This is a genomic window from Aequitasia blattaphilus, from assembly GCF_024721305.1.
In the GTDB taxonomy this organism is placed as follows: Bacteria; Bacillota; Clostridia; order Lachnospirales; family Lachnospiraceae; genus Aequitasia; species Aequitasia blattaphila.
On record NZ_JAMXOD010000043.1, the window covers coordinates 1 to 6,775 of the forward strand.

At 38.8% G+C, this 6,775-nt stretch carries 4 protein-coding genes; 1 reads left to right on the plus strand and 3 read right to left on the minus strand.

The features are described 5' to 3' along the window. Window positions 1-74 precede the first annotated feature (74 nt). From NHH15_RS15140 to NHH15_RS15150, 3 genes are all read right to left on the minus strand, one after another. The gene (locus NHH15_RS15140) at window positions 75-1,214 is read right to left on the minus strand and encodes an ROK family protein (protein ID WP_262067487.1); all 1,140 of its coding nucleotides are present in this window, start codon (window positions 1,212-1,214) and stop codon (window positions 75-77) included. A gap of 74 nt (window positions 1,215-1,288) precedes the next feature. Next, the gene (locus tag NHH15_RS15145; protein ID WP_262067488.1) at window positions 1,289-2,236 is read right to left on the minus strand and encodes an ABC transporter permease; all 948 of its coding nucleotides are present in this window, start codon (window positions 2,234-2,236) and stop codon (window positions 1,289-1,291) included. Beyond that, the gene (locus NHH15_RS15150) at window positions 2,226-3,743 is read right to left on the minus strand and encodes a sugar ABC transporter ATP-binding protein (protein WP_262067489.1); all 1,518 of its coding nucleotides are present in this window, start codon (window positions 3,741-3,743) and stop codon (window positions 2,226-2,228) included. Before NHH15_RS15150 ends, NHH15_RS15145 begins: the two co-directional genes overlap by 11 nt. 160 nt (window positions 3,744-3,903) lie before the next feature. Here NHH15_RS15150 and NHH15_RS15155 point away from each other — a divergent pair, with 160 nt between their 5' ends. Further along, on the plus strand, window positions 3,904-6,645 hold the full coding sequence (locus tag NHH15_RS15155) for a DUF5107 domain-containing protein (RefSeq protein ID WP_276009162.1): 2,742 nt from the start codon (window positions 3,904-3,906) through the stop codon (window positions 6,643-6,645). Window positions 6,646-6,775: the final 130 nt, after the last annotated feature.

Genomic DNA, 6,775 nt, shown 5'->3' on the forward strand with positions numbered 1-6,775 from the left:
TTTTCATTGCCGACAGGCAAGTAAATCAATTCATCTCACTCCCTATAGAGGAAGGAGAATTCTTGATGTTTTTGTTAAATCTCATCGAAAAAATCATCAATATAATTCATTGCTGCACCGGCAGCTGTTGCTTCTACTTTATATTTACATGGCATCAAATAGTCTTTGGCTTTATCATCTTCAAATGGAGTTCTGGCGTCCACCAGTTCACAAAGCTGATCAATATAATCACCTATATAAGCTCCTACATATCCTCCTAAGATTACTTTTCCATCAAAAAGCATCCGTATATTATGGATCGCAAGAGACAGTTCATAAAGATATGCATCCCATTTTTCTTGTGCAATTTTATCACCACTTCTCAATTTCACAAAAAATGCATCTAAATTTCCATTGGTATATTCATCCAGCTTAGTTGCGCGGCAAACCGTATCAAAACACCCATACTTACCACAATAGCATTTTTCTCCATTTTCCCGAACTGCAAGCATATGTCCAATTTCTCCGCCTTTTAGCGAGTTGCCTCTATAGATATTATTATCCACTACAACCGCACCACCAACACTATTACTTAAACTGATGTAAAAAGCGTTTTGAATACTTCTATCGATCCACACCTCGGCATAACAGGCCATCTCTGGATCATGAAAAAGCCGATTCTTATAGGGGATATATTTTGCAATTTCTTTTCTTGTCGTCTTTGCAAAATCAAGAGCAATTCCATAGCGAATAGTCTCTCCATCTGAGGAGACAAGACTCTGCACTGCTATCCCAACTCCTAGTAATGATTCGTCCTTTATATCGGTTCTTACCTTTACCAGCTCAACCAGCTCGCCAATTCTCTTTAGATAGTCTTCATCAGCTAAATCAAACTTAATCTGTACCTTTTCCATATCCACAACATTTCCGGATAAATCGACAGCAACCACACTGATATGATTGGACGTCAGGTAGACACCGATTGCCATTCTTGTACTTCTTATGTATGTATAGGCTGTAGCATTACGCCCGCCTGTATTTAATATCTTCTTTGATGTATCTACCAGCTCCATGTCCGTTAGATATTGAAGGTTCTGGGTAACCGTTGGCAGGCTTAGCTTAAGACCGATTACAATATCTTGTTTCGATACCGAACCGTGCTTTCTGATAAAATGATATATTTGTTGGCTCTTTCTCGTAAGCCTTTCATTTAAATGATTGTTGTTTACTAACATATTATCACCTCTGTCAACGTTTATTCGTATAAATCCCAGCAAATTGGATTCACCGGGATTATTATACTACATATTTAGGTTGTTTGTCTCTTTTTTTGCAGACAATCAAACCCAACTGCCAGCGCAAGAATAATACCCTTTACAATCATTTGAGTATAAGAACTGATATTCATAAGAACCATTCCATTGGTAAGTACACCAATAATCATAACGCCTGCAATTACATTCGAGAATTTTCCATATCCACCGCTTACTGATACGCCACCTAGAACAACACATGTGATAACATCAAACTCATATCCCTTTCCAGCGGTAGGCTGTCCAGAGTTTGTTCTGGATAAGAGCACAATCCCTGCTAAACCTGCAAAGAAACCGGATAAAGCATAGATTAAATATTTGACTCTTCCCACACGAATTCCTGATAATCTTGCTGCTTCTTCATTTCCGCCAACTGCATAGAAATAACGTCCAAAATAGGTTTTGTTAAGGATAAAGCTTCCCACTGCAAAACAGATAATCATGATAATAACCGGTACTGGAATTGGTCCAACGTATCCTTGACCGAAAACCTTAAACTTCTGATCAAATCCAAAGATCGGAGTTCCGCCTGAAATTAGATAAGCCGCCCCCTCAAAGATTGTCTGCGTTGCAAATGTGGCAATCAGTGCCGGAATTCCTATGGTTGAAACCATGAAACCGTTTAACACGCCGATAATCGTAGCTAATACCAATGACAAAATAATTGCCGGTCCTATTCCCAGTCCCATATTGACCATAATATACGCACAGACTATATTGACCAACGTAATAATCGAACCTGTAGACAGGTCAATACCTGCTATTAAGATGACGAAAGTCATTCCTATGGAGGCGATTCCGTACATAGAAACCTGTCTTACGACGGTAATGAGGTTCGTTGGTGCCAGGAAATTACTATTGCCTATTGAAAAACCAATAAATAGTACAACTAATACTGCCCAAATCGCCTTATCCTTTATTTGATTTAATGCTTTACTTTTCATCCTCTTTTACCTCCTCTATTGCCGATGCAAATGCCATAATTGTGTTCTGACTGAATTCATTCTTTTGAAGTTCACCTGTCATTTTGCCCTCCGCCAATACGATAATGCGGTCAGACATTCCCATCAATTCTTCCATTTCAGAGGAAATTAATAAAATTGTCTTCCCCTCTTTTTCTACCAGCTCATTCATCAGCTTGTAAATCTCATACTTTGCACCTACGTCAATACCTCTTGTTGGCTCATCCAATATCACCAGTTCTGAGTTTGCCGCAAGCCATCTTCCCAAAATAACCTTTTGCTGATTTCCACCACTTAGGTTTTTAACCAGCTGCTGAAGCGTCGGTGTTTTAATTGCCAAATCTTCTCTGTATTTTTCTGCGACCCTCATCTCTTCTTTTGAGTTTATTACGCTGAACTTAGAGATTCTTTCATAAATTGGCATATTAATATTATTCTTTATGGATGACCCCAAAAGAGCTCCATGCCGCTTTCGATCTTCTGGTACAAGTGCAATCCCAATATCTATTGCTTCTCTTGGGTCTTTGGGATTGATTTCATTCCCCTTAAATTTAATTGTTCCAGACTCTTTCTTTGCCGATCCAAATATCATTTCTGCAAGCTCTGTTCGTCCTGCTCCTACCAGTCCTCCCAGTCCAAGAATCTCACCTTTATGTATTTTAAGACTAATGTCTTTGTCGCCGTTCCCACTAAGTTTATCAACTTCTAATACCACTTCATTTGGATTGATGCAGTCTCCTCTTGGAGGATAAGTCTCAGTCAGCTCTCGACCAACCATTAATTGAATCAATTCATCTACGTGGCTATTTTTTGTAATCAGAGTATCAATATACTCTCCATCTCTTAAAACTACGATTCGGTCTGATAATCGATAAATCTCTTCCAAACGGTGAGAAATATAGATAATCGATACACCTTGTTCTCTCAATAACTCAACTACTGCAAACATACTTTCTACTTCTGCACTTGTAAGAGGTGCGGAAGGCTCATCCATAATCAGAATTTTTGCATTTTGCTGTATTGCTTTTGCAATTTCTACCATCTGCTGATATCCTACCGTTAAGTTTTTCATCAGTGTCTTTGGATTAATTTTAATATTTAATTGTTGAAAAGCTTTTTCTGCTTCTCTTTCCATTGCTTTTTTATCAATAATGAATCCCTTTTTAATTGGTCTTCCAAGAAACAGGTTCTCTGCTGCCGATAGCTCAGCAACGTTATTAAACTCCTGATAAATAATTGCGATTCCGTTCTCAGCGGCTAGCTGTGGTGTCATACTTTCAAATTCTTTACCATTTACTACTATCTTACCCGAAGTTGGAATTACTGCTCCGGAACAAGTTTTAATCAAAGTTGATTTTCCTGCACCGTTTTCTCCAATCAGAGCTAAGATTTCACCTTTTTTTACATTCAAGGTTACATCTTTCAAAGCGATAACACCTGGGTATTCTTTCCGTATATGCTGCAATTCTAAAACGTATTGTTCTTTCATGCTATATACCCCCATTACTCTTATTATTAATTTGTGGAGGCCGCGTATACAGCCTCCACAGTAAAAATGTTACGAAATTCTTATTTGTAATCTGCTAAATATTCTTCTGCATTATCAGCATTCAGCGGAAGAAGTGGTCTTACAAGATTTTGATCATCAAATGTTTCGCCTTTGGCAAACCTTTCTCTGGTGGGCAAACCCAGCAGTGCCTGTAAATGACCACACCTATTCTGTGTTTCCACCAGATGTACATGCTGTAATGGATCATGGAAAAAGGGCCGTTTCCACCTTCCCAATTGCAACGGGTGAGTATTACAAATACGATTATTCTGAGGGTGTGGATATTTCAATGTATAAAAATGTCCCTGTTCCCACCTCCTATATGGCGGCACACTCGGATTACGACTTTATCGGAAACTATGATGCAAAGGAAAATGCCGGTCTGCTCCACGTTGCAGATCACCATATATCCCCGGGAAAAAAACAATGGACATGGGGAAATACAGACTTTGGAAAAGCCTGGGACCGCAATCTAACAGATGAAGATGGCCCCTATATTGAATTGATGACTGGTGTATATACGGATAATCAGCCAGATTTCACTTGGTTAAAACCTCAGGAAGAAAAAACCTTCGTACAATACTTTATGCCTTATAAGGGTGTAGGTAGGGTCAAAAATGCCACAAAGGATGCAATGATTAACTTTGAAATACAAGATGGTATTGGCAAAATTTTATTCTATACCTCTGGAAGCTATGAAGATATTTCTCTGCTTGTAATTGATAAGGATGGGGATATCTGTTTTGAACAAAGCTTTCATACAACGCCCTGCAGCTACATTGAAAAGGACTTTCCTGTTTCTCATGGGGATCCGGAAGGTTACCAAATCATTGCCCGTACAAAGGATCAAGAGGATTTACTCTCATTTACCTTTGAAAAAGAGGAGTTAGAACCTACTCCCTCTCCTGCTGACCCACTTCCTGCTCCTGAAGACTTAAAAACAACAGAAGAACTTTTTCTTGGAGCACAGCATTTAGAACAATACCGTCATGCCACCAGTGAACCGGCAGACTATTACTTAGAAGGTTTGAAACGAGATCCTTCCGATATGCGCCTTAACAACGGTTATGGCATGCTTCTTCTTCGAAGAGGACATTTCCAAGAGGCAAAAGCTCATTTTGAAAAAGCAATTGAAAAGCAGACTTGGAAAAATCCCAACCCCTATTATGGCGAATGCTATTTCAATCTCGGACTGGTTGAAAGCTATCTGGGGGAAGATGAGAAAGCCTTTGATTCTTTCTACAAATCAACTTGGAGCTATGAGACACAAGGAAGCGGATACTATCACTTAGCATTATTGTCCTGTAAAAAGAAGGACTATCAGAGGGCTCTTGATTTCCTAAAAGAATCCCTTTTGCGTAATTGGCATAATATGAAAACCCGTACCCTTACTCTTGGGATTAAGAGAATTTTAAACGCAGAAGATTCCAGCTTCTTAGCAGAAAGTATTAAAATCGACCCATTGTATATGGGACTCCTATACGAAAAAGGCAAAAGAGACGCCGCCATGGAGTCCTTTACCAATTCAATGAGAGACAATGCCCACAATTACCTGGAGCTTTCCACCCTCTATATGGAAGCAGGTCTCTATGAGGATGCGCTTTCTATCCTTGATTTGGCCGGAGATATCTCTCCACTGGTTTCTTACTATAAGGGCTACATTTATTCACTATTGGGAGAAAATGATATGGCAAAAAATTGTTTCATGAATGGAGAAATGCAAAATCCAGATTTATGTTTTCCAAATAAGCTGATTGAAATCAATATTTTCAATGGTGCAACCCGTATCAACGAAAGTGGAGCCTATGCCTACTATTATCTTGGCAATCTTCTCTATGACAAAAAGCAATATGCTCTTGCCATGAGCCATTGGGAAACTGCAATCTCTTTAGACCAAACTCTGGCTATGGCCTACCGCAACCTATCCATTGCTTACTATAATAAATTAAAGGATAAGACAAAAGCCCTGAAAGCCATGGAAAAAGCTTATCTGTTAGAACCGGATTATCCTCGTTTCCTTTTGGAGTATGATCAATTAAAAGCAAAGAATAATACCCCTCCTAAGAATCGCCTGGAATACTTAGAGACTCACATGGAGCTGGTACAAGAAAGAGATGTTCTATATCTGGAATACATTAAGCTCTTCAATTTAACTGGTAATTACGAAAAAGCTTTGGATGCTTTATCTCATCATATTTTCCATCCATGGGAAGGAGGCGAAGGTAAGGTTACTGCTCAATATCGTTACGCTCTTACTGAATTAGCTCTTCTTAAGATGAAGGATAAACAATACTCAGAGGCAATCAAATTCCTTACTTCCACCCTGACGTATCCAGAAAATTTAGGCGAAGGAAAGCTTCCAAATGTCCCGGATAATATTGCCTTTTACTATATTGGCAAATGCTATCAGGCACTTGGTGAGACCGGCAAAGCAAAGGAATTTTTTGTGGAAGCTTCTAAGGGTTCTGACAAGCCAAACCTTATGCTTTATTATAATGATCAGCCCTCCGACCCAATTTTATACCAGGGACTCGCTTATAAAGAGCTTGGTGACAATAAATTGTCTCGGAAATGTTTCTCTTCCCTTAAATCCTTTGGGCAAAAACATATTTTTGATGAAGTTCACTACGACTTCTTTGCTGTTTCACTTCCAGACTTAAATGTCTATCAGGAGGATTTAAAAGAAAACAAAGTCTCCTATTGTGAGTATCTCATGGCATTAGGTGAAATTGGACTGGGGAATCAAGAGACTGCGAGAGAATTGTTAGAAAATATTCTGAAACGGCATCCTGATTATCAAGGTGCAGTTCAACATATTTTATTCTTAGAAAGAGATTTATAAAACAAAGGAGTAATATCATAGGAAACTCAAATGATATTACTCCTCTTTTCTTATTTTCTGAAATGATCAATAGCCGATTGCTCAATGGCAAGTCCCTTTTTGAACCGTTCAATGTAAGATTCAAAGCCTT

Coding starts and splice junctions, on each gene's coding strand:
- NHH15_RS15140 (WP_262067487.1), bottom strand. CDS start 1,214: ATGTTAGTAAACAACAATCATTTAAATGAAAGGCTTACGAGAAAGAGC.
- NHH15_RS15145 (WP_262067488.1), bottom strand. CDS start 2,236: ATGAAAAGTAAAGCATTAAATCAAATAAAGGATAAGGCGATTTGGGCA.
- NHH15_RS15150 (WP_262067489.1), bottom strand. CDS start 3,743: ATGAAAGAACAATACGTTTTAGAATTGCAGCATATACGGAAAGAATAC.
- NHH15_RS15155 (WP_276009162.1), top strand. CDS start 3,904: ATGTTTCGCCTTTGGCAAACCTTTCTCTGGTGGGCAAACCCAGCAGTG.